This window comes from Chloroflexota bacterium (assembly GCA_026713825.1).
Lineage (GTDB): Bacteria > Chloroflexota > Dehalococcoidia > Lucifugimonadales > UBA1127 > UBA1127.
In genome coordinates, this window is sequence record JAPONS010000012.1 from 1 (window position 1) to 14,801 (window position 14,801).

15 protein-coding genes and 1 tRNA gene are annotated in these 14,801 nt (G+C 64.8%); 6 read left to right on the plus strand and 10 right to left on the minus strand.

Features of this window, described 5'->3' with window-relative positions:
• Window positions 1-559: 559 nt before the first annotated feature.
• Window positions 560-844 (minus strand): hypothetical protein, encoded by a 285-nt coding sequence (locus tag OXC99_01470; GenBank protein MCY4623668.1) that lies wholly within the window; start codon window positions 842-844, stop codon window positions 560-562.
• 419 nt (window positions 845-1,263) lie between these two features.
• Between OXC99_01470 and OXC99_01475 the strand changes: the two genes are divergently transcribed.
• Together OXC99_01475 and OXC99_01480 are read left to right on the plus strand one after the other, a co-directional pair.
• A complete protein-coding gene (locus OXC99_01475; protein MCY4623669.1) occupies window positions 1,264-1,494 on the plus strand; it encodes a hypothetical protein in 231 nt (76 codons plus the stop codon).
• An 11-nt stretch (window positions 1,495-1,505) separates the two neighbouring features.
• Window positions 1,506-1,973, plus strand: a complete 468-nt coding sequence (locus tag OXC99_01480; GenBank protein ID MCY4623670.1) for a hypothetical protein — start codon at window positions 1,506-1,508, stop codon at window positions 1,971-1,973.
• Between the two features lie 152 nt (window positions 1,974-2,125).
• On the opposite strand, the gene OXC99_01485 is transcribed toward OXC99_01480, so the two are convergent.
• From OXC99_01485 to rpsO, 6 genes are all read right to left on the minus strand, one after another.
• Window positions 2,126-2,200: transfer RNA gene (locus tag OXC99_01485), tRNA-Thr, on the minus strand.
• A gap of 10 nt (window positions 2,201-2,210) precedes the next feature.
• Window positions 2,211-3,113, minus strand: a complete 903-nt coding sequence (gene dapA / locus OXC99_01490; GenBank protein ID MCY4623671.1) for a 4-hydroxy-tetrahydrodipicolinate synthase — start codon at window positions 3,111-3,113, stop codon at window positions 2,211-2,213.
• Window positions 3,114-3,116: 3 nt separating this feature from the next.
• A complete protein-coding gene (locus tag OXC99_01495; GenBank protein ID MCY4623672.1) occupies window positions 3,117-4,151 on the minus strand; it encodes an aspartate-semialdehyde dehydrogenase in 1,035 nt (344 codons plus the stop codon).
• 55 nt (window positions 4,152-4,206) lie between these two features.
• Window positions 4,207-5,004, minus strand: coding sequence for a 4-hydroxy-tetrahydrodipicolinate reductase (gene dapB / locus OXC99_01500; GenBank protein ID MCY4623673.1), 798 nt, complete (start codon window positions 5,002-5,004; stop codon window positions 4,207-4,209).
• A gap of 10 nt (window positions 5,005-5,014) precedes the next feature.
• Window positions 5,015-7,243, minus strand: coding sequence for a polyribonucleotide nucleotidyltransferase (locus OXC99_01505; GenBank protein ID MCY4623674.1), 2,229 nt, complete (start codon window positions 7,241-7,243; stop codon window positions 5,015-5,017).
• Between the two features lie 56 nt (window positions 7,244-7,299).
• Window positions 7,300-7,563, minus strand: a complete 264-nt coding sequence (gene rpsO / locus OXC99_01510) for a 30S ribosomal protein S15 (GenBank protein ID MCY4623675.1) — start codon at window positions 7,561-7,563, stop codon at window positions 7,300-7,302.
• A 149-nt stretch (window positions 7,564-7,712) separates the two neighbouring features.
• On the opposite strand from rpsO, the gene folD reads away from it, so the two are divergent.
• A complete protein-coding gene (gene folD / locus OXC99_01515) occupies window positions 7,713-8,600 on the plus strand; it encodes a bifunctional methylenetetrahydrofolate dehydrogenase/methenyltetrahydrofolate cyclohydrolase FolD (protein MCY4623676.1) in 888 nt (295 codons plus the stop codon).
• A gap of 117 nt (window positions 8,601-8,717) precedes the next feature.
• On the opposite strand, the gene OXC99_01520 is transcribed toward folD, so the two are convergent.
• Window positions 8,718-9,977, minus strand: coding sequence for a hypothetical protein (locus OXC99_01520; protein MCY4623677.1), 1,260 nt, complete (start codon window positions 9,975-9,977; stop codon window positions 8,718-8,720).
• Window positions 9,978-10,147: 170 nt separating this feature from the next.
• Window positions 10,148-10,459 carry a Rieske 2Fe-2S domain-containing protein gene (locus OXC99_01525; GenBank protein MCY4623678.1) on the minus strand — a complete coding sequence of 104 codons (312 nt, stop codon included), beginning with the start codon at window positions 10,457-10,459 and terminating at the stop codon, window positions 10,148-10,150.
• Window positions 10,460-10,740: 281 nt separating this feature from the next.
• Between OXC99_01525 and cobO the strand changes: the two genes are divergently transcribed.
• Window positions 10,741-11,325 (plus strand): cob(I)yrinic acid a,c-diamide adenosyltransferase, encoded by a 585-nt coding sequence (gene cobO, locus OXC99_01530; GenBank protein MCY4623679.1) that lies wholly within the window; start codon window positions 10,741-10,743, stop codon window positions 11,323-11,325.
• A 133-nt stretch (window positions 11,326-11,458) separates the two neighbouring features.
• Here the strand turns inward: cobO and OXC99_01535 are convergent, their stop codons facing one another.
• Entirely contained in the window at window positions 11,459-11,770 is a 312-nt protein-coding gene (locus OXC99_01535) for a Rieske 2Fe-2S domain-containing protein (GenBank protein ID MCY4623680.1), read from the minus strand.
• Window positions 11,771-12,024: 254 nt separating this feature from the next.
• Between OXC99_01535 and OXC99_01540 the strand changes: the two genes are divergently transcribed.
• Together OXC99_01540 and OXC99_01545 are read left to right on the plus strand one after the other, a co-directional pair.
• A complete protein-coding gene (locus tag OXC99_01540; protein ID MCY4623681.1) occupies window positions 12,025-13,323 on the plus strand; it encodes a trypsin-like peptidase domain-containing protein in 1,299 nt (432 codons plus the stop codon).
• Window positions 13,324-13,540: 217 nt separating this feature from the next.
• On the plus strand, window positions 13,541-14,695 hold the full coding sequence (locus OXC99_01545; GenBank protein ID MCY4623682.1) for a YbaY family lipoprotein: 1,155 nt from the start codon (window positions 13,541-13,543) through the stop codon (window positions 14,693-14,695).
• Window positions 14,696-14,801 lie beyond the last annotated feature (106 nt).

Here is a 14,801-nt window from a genome sequence, read left to right on the forward strand (position 1 = left end):
GTAGTTCCCGCTGTGGCGGGACGGGCGGTTTGCGAATCGCCCCTACGACGGGGGCGGGGGGCTCCCCCATCCCCGTATCAAGTACGGGGCAGGCTCTAACCCTCCCCCACAGGGGGAAGGGACTTGGGATGGCATTTTCGCGTTGGGGGGAGGTGGAGCCACCGGTCGAGTCCGTTAAACCCCAAAATTCGTATCTATCGTAGCGAAATCTTGGGGTGCAAACGGGATTTGAGCGCGGTTTTGTACCACCAACAGGATTGGACGCTAGGACTGTGAAGCCGATTGATTCTAACGCTCTGCGCCGATTCCGTCAAAACCTGAAACACCCACGAGAGAAGTTCAAAAGTGTTCCGAACACCTGAATGAGGGGGTCGTGGTACTATCTAGCGCACAGCTGGGCGCACGAGGGGCCACGTGCCAAAACCCACTTCACCAAATGGCAATGCTTTGGGGCTTCTGATCATCGGAAGCCTCATTATCGTGGTGGTGCTCATGGCACTCACCAGGGTGTGCTCAGGTGGGGCCACACCCTGACCCTCCCGGCATCACTTGAGGGGACTCACGGGCTGGTGATGCGGTTGCGCATTTCTTCCCACGCGTGGTCGTACACCGCCATCAGGGTCAAGCTTGGAGAAAACTCAGTGGGCCACCAAGCAGGGCGCTCAGGTATATCAGCTATCTGCTTGCCTTGCAGAAGTTGCGCAATAATCGCTGTCCCCGCTACAAGCCGAGCGTGGGTTTGAATGATCACCGCAGGCAGGACGGCTTCGTCATTGAGGTCTGCGGAGAGTTCTGTCGGCAGGAAAGACCGGAAAATCTCCAGCATTGTCTGTTCGTTCTGCATATCGAGCTCCCTTCTGCACCTATTTGGTCTTGCTATCAGATCCTCGGCACGAATGTTGAGTCGGCGTGTAGTGTCAATGGAAACTCAATGTCGAGAGCCATAGGCTATGCTCGCACTCCGGATAGCCGGGTTTTGGGTGGATTATTGCGACTGGCGGGGATGCCGTCAACGGGGTGGGCCTTCAACGGGCTTAGGGCGAGCGGGGGGCGGTTCATCGGGGTTCCTGCCTTCGTACCGGGGTACGGGGCAGGCTTCGCAGCGGCGGCGCCAACAGCAGGGGCGGGCGACGAGCCTCCCACGCCCCTCTGGGTTCCTGCCTCCGCAGGAACGACGGTAGAGGGGACCGGCCATGTGGTAACCTTGACACGCCACGCCAGTCTGCTAGCATCCGCGCACTTCACTTAGAAGGAGGGTGCGGTATGGCCAACTACGACGGCGGCCCGGCGTTTCCAAGAGGCGCAAGCCCGGCGGAGACCCTTCAGGGCGTGGACGATTCCCAAGACGGCATGACGTTGCGCGACTACTTTGCCGTTCAAGCCCTGTTAGGGATATTGACCCATCAGGGCTGGACGTCCGGTATCGCCCCGGTGTTGGCCCCGCGGGCCTACGAATGTGCAGACGCCATGCTGGAAGAACGGCTCAAGCAATAGACCGGCACGCGATGCAATACCTTCCCGTAATAACCAAAGGCACGGCTCTCGTGATGGTGGCTTTCGTAGTGGTGGTGATCGCCTCCGTGTCGTGCGCAAGCCCGGAAGACAAGGCCCGCGACTACTTTGCCGATTCGCGCATAACACAATCCGAGTTGAACGTCGCGTGCCGCTACTTTTGGGCTCATGATTTGCACTACTACAACGCTCTCGCTGTCGCGAAACAAGTTGCCGAGGACGCCTTGCCAGATCAAGGACCTTCGCGCATTGCGCTGGTCATGGGACATTTCGAAACGGTTCTCTGGGATTTCGTCCTTCCCGATGGGTTCATCGACGAGCGCATTGCCGAAATAGAGGATACATCCGGCAAGGTGTTTCGCGCTTGGGGTCAAGATGAATGGGCGACGTACACAGACTCCATCGCTGCCGAAGCAGGCGCATTCCTTGATGATTTTTGTTTTGGATACCTTCGCCAATAGGCTTTGGTATTCACTTTGTGGTGCCTGTTCCACCCGGAATCGCAAGACCTAACTTAAGGCCGGAAAATGCGCGCCTTGGGCCGCGTGGGACGGGGTGAGGCGCGGCCAAGGGCAACCACGAGGGTTGCCCCTACGGGGGGCGGGGGTTGAGGTGGAGCCACCGGTCGGAATCGAACCGACGGCCTGTTGTTTACGAAACAACTGCTCTGCCTCTGAGCTACGGTGGCCCGGGGTGGTCTACCAGGCTTCGGTGGGCAGGTCTACGTGGTAGTTGGCCATGAGCTTATCGAGCGCTGCCGCTGTGGCGGGGTCCGGGGTGATGAGGGGCAGGCGCGGCTCACCGACGTTGAAACCAGCCTTATTAACAGCGTACTTCACCGGGATTGGGTTTGCCAGTACAAAGAGGCCCTGGAATATGGGCAGCAGGCGTCGGTGCTCGGCGGCGGCGCGCTCGAGGTCACCCTCGAGGGTGAGGCCCATCATAGCCTTGATCTGGGCGCCGATGAGGTGGGAGGCGACGCTGATGATGCCGTAGCCGCCCATGGCCATTATAGGGTAGGTCTGGTCGTCGTTGCCGGACCAGACGAGGAAGCCGGGCGCGGCGTCGCGGATGATGGCGGCCGCCTGGCCGAGGTCGCCGCCGGCCTCCTTGATGCCGATGATGTTGGGGACATCGCTTAGGCGGATGACGGTGTCCGCCGACATGTTGACGGCGGTGCGGCCGGTCACGTTGTAGAGGATGACGGGCAGGTCCGTGCTGTCCGCGATGGCCTTGAAGTGGCGGTACAGGCCCTCCTGCGGGGGCTTGTTGTAGTAGGGGACCACGGACAGGACAGCGTCGGCGCCGATCCTCGTGGCGGTCTCGGTGTAGCGGATGGCCTCGGCGGTGTTGTTGCTGCCTGTGCCGGCGACGACATCGCCCCTCCCGTCAAGGGCCTCCTTGATCTCGGCGAAGAGGCGCTCCTCTTCGTCATGGGTCAGGGTGGGAGACTCGCCGGTGGTGCCGGCAACGACGACGCCGTCGCTGCCGGACGCGACAAGGGCTAGGGCGAGCTTCCGGGCCTGCGCGTAGTCCACGCGGCCTTCGGAGTCGAAGGGGGTCACCATGGCGGTCAAGAGCCTGCCGATCTGCGCTGCCATTGCCTACCTCCCGTTGCCGTTGCGGCCGGCGAGCCTCCGTTCCAGCAGTTCTTCCGCTATCTGCACGGCGTTGAGGGCGGCGCCCTTGCGGAGGTTGTCGCCCACAGTCCAGAGGGAGAGGCCGTTGGCCAGGGCGCGATCCTGCCGTATGCGCCCCACGAAGACCTCATCCTTGCCCGCCGCAAAGCCGGCGAGGGGGTAGCTCTTCGCCGCAACGTCGTCGATGACGCGGACGCCGGGGAACTCGGAGAGGACGTCGCGCGCCTCCTCGGGTGACATAACGTTCTCGAACTCGACGTGCACGGCCTCGGAGTGGGAGATGGGCACGGGCACGCGGACGCAGGTGGCGGAGACGGGAAGCTCCGGAAGGTGCATGATCTTCCGGGTCTCGTTCTCCATCTTGGTCTCCTCCGTGGTGTAGCCGTCGTCCGTGAAGTCCTCGACGTGCGGGAGGACGTTGAATGCGAGGGGGTAGGGGAACGTCGAGGCGGCAACGTCCTGGTCGTCGAGCATGGCGTGGGTCTGCCGATACAGCTCCGCGACGCCCTTTGCGCCCGCGCCGGAGGCCGACTGGTACGTGTCGACGATGACGCGCGTGATGGGATTGGCCCGGTGCAGGGGCGCGAGGGCCATCAGCATGACGATGGTGGAGCAGTTTGGGCTGGAGACGATACCGTTGTGCCCTTGGAGGTCGTCGCCGTTAATCTCGGGGATGACGAGGGGCACGGTGGCGTCCATGCGCCATGCTGAGGACTTGTCGACGACGACTGCGCCGCGACGGGCGGCCTCCGGGGCGAGGGCTTTGCTGGTGCCACCGCCCGCGGCGAAGAAGACAACGTCTGCGCCCTCGAAGGCGTCTGGGGTGGCCTCCTCGACGACGAGCTCATCGCCCATGAAGGGCAGCTTGGTGCCGGCGGAGCGGCTGCTGGCGAGCAGGCGGGCGCGCTCGACGGGGAAGCCGCGCTCCTCGAGGATGCTGAGGACCACGCGTCCAACGGCGCCGGTGGCGCCAACGACGGCGATGTTTGCTCCAGCCATGTGGACAAGTCCTTGTGTGAGATACGGGCCTGCAGCGGGACATCAATGCGGAGAGCTACAAATTGAGCAGCTTCTCCAGCCCCACCACAAGTCCTTTGTATTGTACCACCTGCCGAATTGCAGTGAGAACGCCCGGCATGTAGCAGTCGCGGCCTATGGTGTCGTGGCGCAGGGACAGGGTCTGCCCCTGGGTGCCGAGGACGATCTCATGGTGGGCGAGGCGGCCGGGCATGCGCTGGGCGTGGATGGAGACACCGTCGAGTTCCGCACCGCGGCTGCCGGGAGCGGGCTCGCGGTCGGGCATCTGGCGCGCGAAGGGCTCGCCGCGACCCTCGACGAGGGCGCGAGCTATGGCGAGGGCCGTGCCGGAGGGGGCGTCGATCTTGGCGTCGTGGTGCTGCTCGACGACCTCTGCCACCTCGAAGAAACGGCCGAGCTGTTGCGCGAGCTGCACGAGCAGGACGGCACCGATGGCGAAGTTGGGGGCGATGACAACGCCGACACCGTGCTCCTTCGCGAGGGTGTCGATGGCCTCGAGCTCGGCGGCCGGGATGCCGGTGGTGCCAGCAACGCCGTGGACGCCACGCCCGGCCGCGGCCTTGAGCGCGCCGGGGGAGGCGTCAGCGATGGAGAAGTCCACCATGACGTCGGGAGCGAGGGCCTCGATGGCCGTTCCCACGCCGGTGTAGAAGGGGAAATCGGCGGCGAGGCTGGATGACGGGCGCAGGTCTACGCCGCCGACGGCCTCCATGTCGGGGGCGGCGCGCACGGCGGCGAGGACCTCGCCGCCCATGCGACCGGATACGCCGTGTACGAGTACACGGAGCGGACTGCTACTTGACTCAGTAGTCATGGTTGCCTACCTACCGCGGCCCTCGGCCGCCGCCGAAACCGCCACGCGGCGGTCCGTTGCGCCGGAAGTCGGGTCGCCCACCGCGGTCGCCGCCGTTGCGGGGACCGCCGCCGCCGTTCGGCTGCGCGGGAGCGGTCGCGAGCGCCATCTCGGGCGTGAGGCCCTGCAGCACGGCGCGGCGCGAGAGGTTTATGCGGCCAAGCCGGTCGACCTCGATGACCATGACCTTGACCTCGTCGCCGATCTGCACGGCGTCCTCGACGCGGGCGACGGGCTCCTCGGCGAGCTCGCCAAGGCGCACGAGGCCGTCCTTGCCAGGGAGGATCTCGACGAAAGCGCCGAAGTTGGTGCTGCGGACGACCTTGCCGTTGAAGATGGAGCCGACCTCGGCGTCCTTGGTGAGGCCCTCGACCTTGCTGCGGGCGAGCTCCAGCGACTCCTCGTTGGGGGAGCCGATGAAGACGGTGCCGTCGTCCTGGACATCGATGGTGGCCTTGGACTCGGCGATGATGGCGCGGATGGTCTTGCCGCCGGGGCCGATGACCGCGCCGATCTTGTCGACGGGGATGGAGATCTTGATCATGCGCGGCGCGAAGGGGCTCATGTAGCCGCGCGGGGCCGGGATGACCTCCAGGATCTTGCCGAGGATGAAGAGGCGGGCATCCCTAGCCTGCTGCAGGGCCTCTCGCATGATGGCGGGCGTGATGCCCTTGACCTTGATGTCCATCTGCAGGGCGGTGATGCCATCGGCGGTGCCGGCGACCTTGAAGTCCATGTCGCCGAGGTGGTCTTCGAGGCCCTGGATGTCGGTCAGGACGGCGTAGTCGCCAGCCTCGCCCATGATGAGGCCCATGGCGACGCCCGCGACGGGGGCCTTGATGGGCACGCCGGCGTCCATGAGGCTCATGGTGCTGCCGCAGACGCTACCCATCGACGTGCTGCCGTTGGAGCTGAGGGCCTCCGACACCACGCGGATGGTGTAGGGGAAGTCGTCCTTGTGCGGGATCATGGGCTCCAGAGCGCGCTCGGCGAGGGCGCCGTGGCCGATCTCTCGGCGGCCGGGCGACCCGACGCGCCGCACCTCTCCGACGGAGTAGGGCGGGAAGTTGTAGTGGTGCAGGTAGCGCTTGGTCTCGATGGGGCTCAGGGTGTCCAAGCGCTGCTCATCGCTGAGTGAGCCGAGGGTGACGACGCTGAGGATCTGCGTCTGGCCGCGCGTGAAGAGGCCGGTGCCGTGCGTTCTCGGCAGCACGCCGACCTCGCACGTGATGGGGCGCACCTGGGTGCGCTCGCGGCCGTCTGCGCGAACGTTCTCCTTGAGGACGCCCTGCCGGAAGAGCTGATTGACGACCTTGTCGAAGGCGTCAGCGATCTGGCCGCGCGGAACGTCGTCGGCGGCGGCCTCCGCGACCTCCGCCTCGATGAGGTTGAGCTCACGGTCGCGCTCGCCCTTCTCGCGGCCGGCGAAGATGGCCTGCCGCATGCGGGCGCGGACGTCGTCCGTGATGGCGTCGAAGGCAGCCTGCTCGGGCGCGGGCGGCGGCTCGACGGTGACCTTGGGCTTGCCGGCGAGGCCGACGAGCTGCTCAATGGCGGCGACGACCTTGGCGTTGGCGCGCTGGGCCTCGTCGAGGGCATCGAGGACGAGGGACTCCGGGACTTCCCTGGCGCCGGCCTCGACCATGACTACAGCGTCGCGACTGCCGGCGACGACCAGCTCCATCTGGCTGTTCTCCATCTGCTGGTACGTGGGGTTGACCACCAACTGGCCGTCGACGTAGCCAACACGGCAGCCGGAGATGGGGCCCTCGAATGGGATGGAGGAGATGGAGAGAGCCGCGGACGCGCCCACGATGGAGAGCACATCGGGCGGGTTTTCCTGGTCGGCGGAGAGCACAGTCGCCACGACCTGGACCTCGTTGCGGAAGCCCTTGGGGAAGAGCGGGCGAATGGGGCGGTCGGTCAGGCGGGCGGCAAGGATGCCGTCGGTGCCGGGGCGGCCCTCTCGACGGAAGAAGCTGCCGGGGATGCGCCCGACGGCGTAGAGCCGCTCCTCAAACTCGACGGACAGGGGGAAGAAGTCGATGCCCTCGCGGGCGTTGGGACTCATGCAGGCGGTAACAAGGACGACGGTGTCGCCGAGTCTAAGGGTGACGGAGCCGTCGGCCTGTCCGGCAACCCAGCCGGACTCTATGGTGAGTGTCTTGCCGCCAACATCACATTGAACGGAGTGGCGCATCAGGGAACCTCCTCATTCGTTGCGAGAGGAGGAAGGGGTCGTCCGCGCAGAAGTGGTTAGCGGCGGAGACCGAGGTGGGTCAAGAGAGCACGGTATCTGGGGGGAGCCGTCCTGCCCAAGTAGTTGAGCAACCGCCGGCGCTGCCCGACAAGCTTCAACAGGCCACGACGCGTGTGGTGGTCCTTCTTATGGACCTGGAGGTGGCGGTTCAACTCGTTGATGCGTCCGGTGAGGACAGCAATCTGCACGTCGGTTGAGCCGGTATCCGTCGCGTGGGTCTTGAAGTTGCTGATGATGGCTTGCTTTTGCTCGATGTCCACGTTGCCTCGGGACCTATTCCTCTCTCGTTCTTTCGAAGGCAGTATAGCATGGCGATTCAGGGGTGGGAAGGGGTGCGTCTCAGCTACTCTCCACCCCGCCATGCTGCTATCATCGTAGGGGCACACGACACCATCCTGAAGGAGCGTTCATGGCAGCTGAGATCATCAACGGGAACGAGATTGCGAAGCAGGTGCGCGGCGAGGTCGCAGAGGGCGTGGCGGCGCTGAAGGCGTCGACGGGCGTGGAGCCGGGGCTGGCGGTGGTGCTGGTGGGGGACGACGCCGCGTCGGCCGTGTACGTGCGCAACAAGGGCCGCGCCGCCGAGGAGGCGGGCATTTACTCGGAAACCTACCGGCTGCCGCAGGAAACGGAGCAGGAGGAGATTGTGGAACTGGTGCGGCAATTGAATGCCGACAACCGGTTCCACGGCATTCTTGTGCAGCTTCCCTTGCCACCACAGGTGAACGAGGAGGCGGTGCTGTACACCATCGACCCGGCCAAGGACGTGGACGGGCTGCACCCGTTCAACCTCGGCCGACTGGCGGCGGGGAACCCGACGTTCGTGCCGTGCACGCCGGCGGGGGTGCAGGAGATGCTGGTGCGCACGGGCCACGATCCAGCGGGCAAGCACGTTGTGGTGTGCGGGCGGAGCAACATCGTGGGCAAGCCGGTGTCGCTGCTGCTGCTGCAGAAGGCGGCGGGGGCGAACGCGACGGTGACGGTGTGCCACACGGGTACGCGAGACCTGGGCGCAATCACACGGCAGGGCGACATCCTCATCGCGGCGGCGGGACGGCCGGAGTTCATCACGGCGGACATGGTGAAGGAGGGCGTGGTGGTGGTGGACGTGGGGATCAACCGCGTCGACGACGCTACGCGGGAGCGGGGCTACCGGTTGACGGGGGACGTGGCCTTTGGGCCGGTTTCCGAGGTGGCGTCGGCGATCACGCCGGTGCCTGGGGGCGTCGGGCCGATGACGATTGCGATGCTGTTGAAGAATACGCTGCAGTCGGCGCGGCAGGCGGCGGGGGTGTAGGGGGCTGCGGGGGCGCCCTTCGACAGGAATGGGGCGGACGGAGCGGCGGGAGCGGCGGCTTCCGCAAGGGCCGTTGGGCGCGAGAGGTCTGGATACCGGCATGCGCCGGTATGGGGGCTAGCACGCGTACGAGATGTGTCCCGGGTACTGTGAGTCCTCGGCATTGCGGTACCAGCAGTCGTAGGAGTTGTAGGCTTCCAGATAACGCTGATACGCCTGATTCAACGTGTTGTAGGCGGCATCCGAATATACCGTACATATGCCGATATTTCGATGGCAACCGTGGGCCTGCCGCAGGTCTTGATAGGCGTCTCTGGCGGTGACGTAGGTAGACTTGGCGGCGTTCACGTTGTTTCGGAGGGTGGCGTTAGCCGGTCTGGTGTTCTTGTGGACTTCGATGATGTAGCCGTTTACGGCGGTGTGGGGGACCCAGCAGCCGTCGGGGCCGCTGTTGGCGTCGCCCTGCGGCCAATAGAAGTGGACGCCGCCGCTCACCTTGATGTCCATCACCCGATGCGCGGTGTTGCTGTTACTTGGCTCATCACTCCAGCAAGCGCGGCTCTGAAAGCTGATGGTTGCGCCGATGACGATGTTCTCCGGCTGAAAGTCGTGAAGCCACGTGGCTGTGTCCAGGCAGGTCAACTTCGGCTCCATGCTACCAGTGCAAAGAAGCCCGAGGACCCTCTCCGATTGCTGAGAGAGAATGAGGGGCCTCCGCCGCTCCTCCAGCTGGGCGATCTCTGTGCGGAGGTTGCCCGCCTGCGTCTCCAGCGTCTCGACGGTGCCAGCGGCTTTGGTCAAGGCGGTGTGTTCCGCATCCAAGCCGGCGTACCGGGTGTTGAGGGTCTGATGGGACACCTGCAACTCCTCATAGGACCCCTGTAATTCCTGGTGGGAGCCTTGCAGTGTCTGGTGGGACGCTTGCAGGTCCTGATGGACGACTTGCAACGCTTCATGCCGGGCCCCAAGTTGCCGGTTGGCGTCCGCTAGTTGCTCGTGGGCACTCTTCAAATGGTCGTACTCTTGCGTCAGTACGGTCTTCTCGTGCGCCAAGGTGCGGTTCTCCTCCGAGAGTTCATGCACTTCGATACGCAACCCGTCCCGTTCCGTTCCGACTTGAGCCAAACCCCTGGCGAGGGCGTCGCGCTCCGCAACCAGTGCGTTCCGCTGCTTGGCGAGAGTATCGAAGTCGGCAGCCAAGGCGTTGTGCGTCTCGATGCTGGCCACGAGGTCAGTATTGGACTGCACGAGGGCGCTCCGGGTTTCGCGCAGATCGACGTTGGCCTGGTCGAGTTCCCGGAACAGGTAGCCGGCGGTGAAGCCGAGGAACAGCAGCACGGCGAGGGCGGCGGCAGCAGGGATGGGGATGCGTCTCATGGTGATTGCTCCTGTAATTCATGCGGAGGATGATGGTGCGGCGCCACGGGCGGTGGGGGTGCAGGAGGCATGGCCCTTCGACAGGCTTAGGGCGAACAGGGCGGCGGGCGCTATCGCGCGCCCGTTCATGCTTCGATTTCCCTCAGCACGAACGGCCCCGGCGCGGGTGGCTAGCCGGACGCCACCCAGATGCCGCCGTCCTCCACTTTGACGGGGAAGCGGGGGATGCCGGGGTCGTAGGGGGAGACCTTGACGTAATTGCGGATGTTAAAGGCGATGCTGTGGCCGGCGCAGACGATTTCCTCGCCGTCCAGGAAGCCGGCGTGCAGGGGCCAGCTGGCGTGGGGGCACTCGTTGCTGACGGCGACGACCTCGCCGTCCACGTTGGCGAGGCAGATCTCGTAGCCGTGGGCCTCGGCGCGCATGAGCTCGCCGGGGGGCAAGTCGGACAGGTCGGCGACGCGGACGTAGTCTTCGGCCAAGGCGGCGCTCCTTTGGTGTTGTTTGCCCAAGGATAGCAAATCCTGGAGCTTCCACGCGAGCATCATGGTTGGCGGCGGGGCGGCTGGATTCCGTCCGCCGCCTCCGCAGCAGGGCTTTCGCGGGAATGACGTCGGCGGCGGGGACGGGCATGACAGTTGACGGGGGCTGAGTGGCGCCGCACCATTGGCGCATGGGAAACGGGTGGGCGTGACACATTCTGTGACGTCCCACGCAGGTCATTTTGTAGCTGAAACCGGCACGTAAAGCGAGGAGACGCGGCATGACTCAGGATGCGCATGGAGATGCACATGAGGCGGGCGCCGAGGCTCGCACGGGCAGGCGCGGGGCTACGGGGCTGGTCATCGTGAACACGGGGAACGGCAAGGGCAAGACGACTGCTGCTCTCGGCGTGCTGCTGCGCGCTTGGGGGCGCGGGATGAACGTGCGAATGTTTCAGTTCATCAAGAACACGGGGTCGCGCTACGGCGAGCAGCGGGCGGCGGAGAAGATCGGGCTCGACATCAGCGCGCTGGGCGACGGGTTCACGTGGCTCTCCAAGGACCTGGACCACTCGGGCGAGCTGGCAGCGGAGCAGTGGGCGAACTGCAAGGAGGCTATCCTGCACGGCGGCCACGATGTCGTAGTGATGGACGAGCTCACGTACGCGCTGCAGTTCGGGTGGGTTTCAACGGACGAGCTTATAGATACGCTGAAGCAGCGCCCACCTACGATGCACGTCATCATCACGGGCCGGGACGCTCCGGAGACGCTGGTCGACTATGCCGACCTGGTGACAGAGATGCGGGAGATCAAGCACCCCTTCGCGGAGAAGGGCATCAAGGCGCAGCCGGGGATCGAGTTCTAGCTACGGCGCGCAGCTACCGGCCCTCCCCTTCCCCCTGGATACCGGCTTTCGCCGGTATGGAGAGTGGGGCGGGGCTCGGCAGTAAGGCGGGCGGCTACCAGGTCCGCCCTTACAGGATGTGGAGGAACTGTAGCTAGCCGAGGTCCACGAGGACGTCGTCACCCTCCACCTTGCAGGGGAAGGTTGCGGCCCGTTCTTCCGGCACGCCTGTGCGCTGGCCGTTCTTGACGCTGTAGAAGTGGCTGTGGCCCGGGCACTCGACGCAATCGTCCTCGAGAATGCCCTCGTGGAGGGCCCAGCCCTCGTGCGGGCAGAAATTGTCGAGGGCGTAGAACTCGCCGTCCAGGTTCGCGATCATGACTTCAACGTCGCCCACCTTGGTCATAGCCAGCATTCCCGGCTTGATGGCGGATGCCTGGGCGACTTTCACGTAGTTCTCCGGCATGGAAGACCTCCGATTTTCACATACTGCGGCCCTTACGATAGCAATTGGGGCCACTCCAGTGCAACGGGAATCGGGCTAACTTGGCGATGACGAATACGTTTTCAATAGCAAATGACAGGACGGGAGCCGCCAATGACAGGACGAAAGGGCGGATTCCAGCTTTGAGAGGGGAAAAGGACATGTGTCCAAGTCAAATGAAAATCAAAAGCAATACAAACGCTCTACATCAAAATCAGCTACGGGAGCGTAAAACCATGAGCGCAGGGATAGTTTTCTACATAGGAGCCGCCCTCGTCTTCCTCATAGCGGCCTGCAGCCCTTCCGATGAGGGAAGGCAACCGGAGGGCGCCTCGGCTGCAGCGCCGCCAGAGCCCACGCCGATCACTATCGCGGCGCCGGCTGTCACAGATACGACAGTCGACATCGTAGCACTCGATGCGCCAGTGGTCGAAAACGTCACAGAGGCTGTCACAGTTGAGCCGCAGCTTGACGCCATGGACATTGTCGCAGCCAGGGAAGAGGTGCTGTCGCGTATCTACGAGGAGTCTTTGCCGTCCGTCGTATACGTACGCGTCGTCCACCGCCTCGACCCCGAAGACACACAGTTTGGCCGCGACTCCTTCGGCGGGATTCCCCGCGGACCCCTTGACGAGTACCAGCACGGGGCAGGTTCGGGCTTCGTATGGGACGAGGAGGGGCACATCCTCACGAACTGGCACGTGGTCGAGGGCTCCGACAGTGTGAGCGTCGCCTTCCACGACGGCCAAGAGTACGACGCGGAGTTCCTGGGCGGAGACCCGGACTCAGACCTCGCCATCCTGAGGATAGACCCGACGCTCCGGGACTTGGAGCCGCTGCCGCGCGGCGACCTGGACGGTCTCCGCGTGGGGCAGCTAGCGCTGGCCATCGGCAGCCCGTTTGGGCAGGACTTCACGCTGACCAGCGGCATCGTGAGCGCTCTTGGGCGGACGATACGCAGCGGGAGCGGCCCGTACTCCATTCCGCTGGTGGTCCAGACCGACGCGCCCATCAACCCCGGCAACTCCGGCGGGCCGCTGCTGGACCGGCTTGGACAGGTGATCGGCATCAACACGCAGATCATCAGCAACTCCGGGTCCAATTCCGGCGTGGGCTTCGCGGTGCCAGTTGATATCGCGGAGCAGGTCGTACCCGACCTGATCGAGCACGGCAAGTACGAGTACGCCTGGCTGGGCATCAGCGGGGCGACGCTGACTTCCGACGCGGTCGAATACATCGGGCTGCCCGAGGGCACACGGGGGGTGCTCGTCATCAGGGCGATCGAGGACGGGCCTGCGAGTGAGGCCGGCATTGAGGGCGGCGACGAAGAGGTCACGCTCGAAGGCGAGGACCTGACGATTGGGGGCGACGTCATCACAGGCATAAACGGCGAGGAAATCCGGGAGATGCACGACCTGATCTCCTATCTGGTGGAGAACTCCCGGCCGGGCGACGAGATCACGCTGGACATCGTGCGTGACGACGGGGAGACGGTGACCCTTACGGTCACCCTCGGCACTCGCCCGGAGAACTAGCAAATCCGGCACCCCACCTCAAGGGAGGGCTGTTCCAGGGGGGCAGCCCTCCTTTCCTTATAACGACAAGGCAATGGCGGGCCAACCATACTACGCAATGGAACCAACATGTCCCAAACTGTGTCTTTTTCTATGAGGGGGCCACGGGACAAGCACAGCCCCAAGGCTGAAAATCACCCGACGAGGTGACGTGATGAACCGCAATGTCAGAACATTCTTGCTCGCTACCGCAGTGGCGCTTCTGCTGTTGGCGGCGGCGTGCGGCGGCGGGCCGGCAACCAACCCGACGGCCACCGTGACCGCCGAGGTGACCTCCGGCAAGGAGCCGAATGCGTCCGTCCGCGGCACCGTGACGTACAGGGAGCGCATCCCGCTGACGCCGGGCGCGTGGCTGGAGGTCGATCTGCGGGACACGTCGCTGCAGGACGTTGCATCCGTGCTTATCGCCAGGCAGACCATCGAGGACCCGGGGCAGGTGCCGATCGCCTTCGAGGTCGAGTACAACCGGGACGACATCGACGACCGCAACACGTATTCCGTGGAGGTGCGGATCATCGAGGCCGACGGGCGGCTGGCGTTCACCAACGACACGGCCTACGACGTCATCACGCGCGGCAACCCGGACCGCGTTGACATTCCGCTGGTGCTGGTGCAGCCGCCGCCGGACCTTGCCGCGCAGGTCGATGGCGACCACCGCACGTGGGTGGAGCGGCCGCCGCAGGTCATCCGCGCCTACCACTTCCAGGAGTTTGGTGACAGCTACGTCCGCATCGAGTTCTACCAGTCCACGGTGGAGAACTGCTCCCGCCCCGGCAGCCAGGGCCTGGAGGTCAGGGGAAGGGAGATCGCGGCGACGCTGACGCTGCAGCAACCGCCCGACGTGCCGTGGGACACGGGCTGCGCGGCGGAGTTCGTGGAGCTGGACACCATCGAGTACATCTCCGGCGGGCTCGCGCCCGGCGAGCCGTACACAATCACGGTGAACGGCGAGGCTGTCAGCACATTCACCCTTCCGGACGAGCGGTTGGGGAATACGGTCATCGCGGAGTCGCCCGTGCAGCGCGTCGAGGTGATGGAGATGGAGAGCAATCCCGTCCAGTTCGCGCTGCAGGTGGTCTCCGGCAGGCCGTCAGGAAGCTGCACGCAGCACAACGGATACGAGATCGTACGGAGGAACGACAACACCATCAACGTGCGCATCACACATCACCAGGTCGCCGACCGGGACGCGATGTGCACCGCGGACTTCCCCATCGAGGAGACGGTCGTGCTGCTGGGGACGTTCGAGGCGGGCGTGGAATACACGGTCACGGTGAACGGCGAGCCGCTGTCTGAGTACGGCGGGCCGGCCAAGGTGGTTGTGGGCAAGTAGCGCAAGCGGAGTCGCTAAACTGAGTCGACAAGGGAGGGCTGCCTACAGGGGCAGCCCTTTGTCTTTCTCCTTCCCGCGGCTCGGCGCCTGACATGGGCAGGCTTCA

Coding starts and splice junctions, on each gene's coding strand:
- OXC99_01470 (MCY4623668.1), bottom strand. CDS start 844: ATGCAGAACGAACAGACAATGCTGGAGATTTTCCGGTCTTTCCTGCCG.
- OXC99_01495 (MCY4623672.1), bottom strand. CDS start 4,151: ATGGCTGGAGCAAACATCGCCGTCGTTGGCGCCACCGGCGCCGTTGGA.
- dapB (MCY4623673.1), bottom strand. CDS start 5,004: ATGACTACTGAGTCAAGTAGCAGTCCGCTCCGTGTACTCGTACACGGC.
- cobO (MCY4623679.1), top strand. CDS start 10,741: ATGACTCAGGATGCGCATGGAGATGCACATGAGGCGGGCGCCGAGGCT.
- OXC99_01480 (MCY4623670.1), top strand. CDS start 1,506: ATGCAATACCTTCCCGTAATAACCAAAGGCACGGCTCTCGTGATGGTG.
- dapA (MCY4623671.1), bottom strand. CDS start 3,113: ATGGCAGCGCAGATCGGCAGGCTCTTGACCGCCATGGTGACCCCCTTC.
- OXC99_01475 (MCY4623669.1), top strand. CDS start 1,264: ATGGCCAACTACGACGGCGGCCCGGCGTTTCCAAGAGGCGCAAGCCCG.
- OXC99_01540 (MCY4623681.1), top strand. CDS start 12,025: ATGAGCGCAGGGATAGTTTTCTACATAGGAGCCGCCCTCGTCTTCCTC.
- OXC99_01505 (MCY4623674.1), bottom strand. CDS start 7,243: ATGCGCCACTCCGTTCAATGTGATGTTGGCGGCAAGACACTCACCATA.
- OXC99_01520 (MCY4623677.1), bottom strand. CDS start 9,977: ATGAGACGCATCCCCATCCCTGCTGCCGCCGCCCTCGCCGTGCTGCTG.
- folD (MCY4623676.1), top strand. CDS start 7,713: ATGGCAGCTGAGATCATCAACGGGAACGAGATTGCGAAGCAGGTGCGC.
- OXC99_01535 (MCY4623680.1), bottom strand. CDS start 11,770: ATGCCGGAGAACTACGTGAAAGTCGCCCAGGCATCCGCCATCAAGCCG.